The sequence below is a fragment of the Quyinboa ferrireducens genome (assembly GCF_042436675.1).
Lineage (GTDB): Bacteria > Bacteroidota > Bacteroidia > Bacteroidales > UBA5342 > JBHJHP01.
The window spans coordinates 1-1,233 of record NZ_JBHMVA010000069.1; the positions used below are offsets into that span (position 1 = coordinate 1).

At 32.8% G+C, this 1,233-nt stretch carries 1 protein-coding gene; it reads left to right on the forward strand.

The features are described from left to right. Window positions 1-89 precede the first annotated feature (89 nt). Window positions 90-971, forward strand: coding sequence for a hypothetical protein (locus ACE01N_RS20440; RefSeq protein WP_380592926.1), 882 nt, complete (start codon window positions 90-92; stop codon window positions 969-971). Window positions 972-1,233: the final 262 nt, after the last annotated feature.

Here is a 1,233-nt window from a genome sequence, read left to right on the forward strand (position 1 = left end):
GCTGCAAGCACCTTTCGTCCTGACAGTTCCTATCCTATCGGACAGAAACTGCCACGACACCATACCGCGGGAACGTTAGCAAACATAAAATGAGAGCATCACGATACATATTAACGACAATAATTGGATTGATTTTTATAAGTTGTAGTAAAAATCCTTCTGATTATAAACCGTTCTCCGATTTTGATTTTAAAACTGGAGAGTATCGATTATATGGATTCATACACGAAGGTGGCGGAAGTGATTTTTTTGATTTGCATAAAGATTTTTATATAGAGTCAATCTCTGTTCTGGATTCGATTCAAACTACATGGATATTTGATTCTACGAATAAAAGGATGCCCTGTGGATGGGAATATGAATTATGTTTGGTGCATCAAGATAGTTTGGTAAAATTGCTCAAAGTAAATACAGATTGCAAATATCTAATTTCAAAAGGTTGGTTTGAGTTTAATCCTGATTTATGGAATCAGATTCCAACTGATAAGGTAATGCATCTCGATAGAGAAGAAGCCAGGAATATTCGTGAAAATTTATTTAGCCTTAAAGAGATTAAAATCCCAAAAGTTTTTGTTTTACCACCGTATGACAAGATTGCTAATAGAGGTATTTCTCCAAATATTCAAGAATGTATTGAGAATAAATTGTCCTCGATTGATTCTATAAACCTAATTCCTTTTTCATTTAAAGATATGATGGGAGTTGCTTACCAAAATATTTTCGATAAGAAATATTGTAAACCGATACTTGAAAGAGTAAGTACTGACTTTATTGTGTTATCCAAAATTGATTTGAGAACACAGACAGGAAAAATGGGTACTGACACTTGGGATTTTGAAATTAAAATATATGATATAAATCGTGGATTTCAGTTTAATTCATTAAAAGGAGAAAACTTGACTTCAAAAGAAATGTGTGATTATATTGAGAAAAATATTGAAGAGATATTAATAGATTTAGAACTTAAATAAATTACGTTTGCTAACATGCGGTCATAAAACATTTGGGGCGAAGTGGTTATTCGAGCATCCTGCCACGCATCAACTTTTTGCAACGGTGGATACGAACGCGGCCCGCTCTCCCAAACGTTTCATACCGCAAAACCGTTGTACCCAATTTAGAAATGAAACATTTTAAAACCATAATTCTGACTTTCATAATGACTTTTAGTCTTTTATCTTGTAAAAACAATACGGAAAAAAGAAAAGAAATAGTTACTAAAAAAATTGCTCA

Excerpts from the sequence above, each read along its gene's own strand:
- ACE01N_RS20440 (WP_380592926.1), top strand. The coding sequence starts at position 90 with ATGAGAGCATCACGATACATATTAACGACAATAATTGGATTGATTTTT.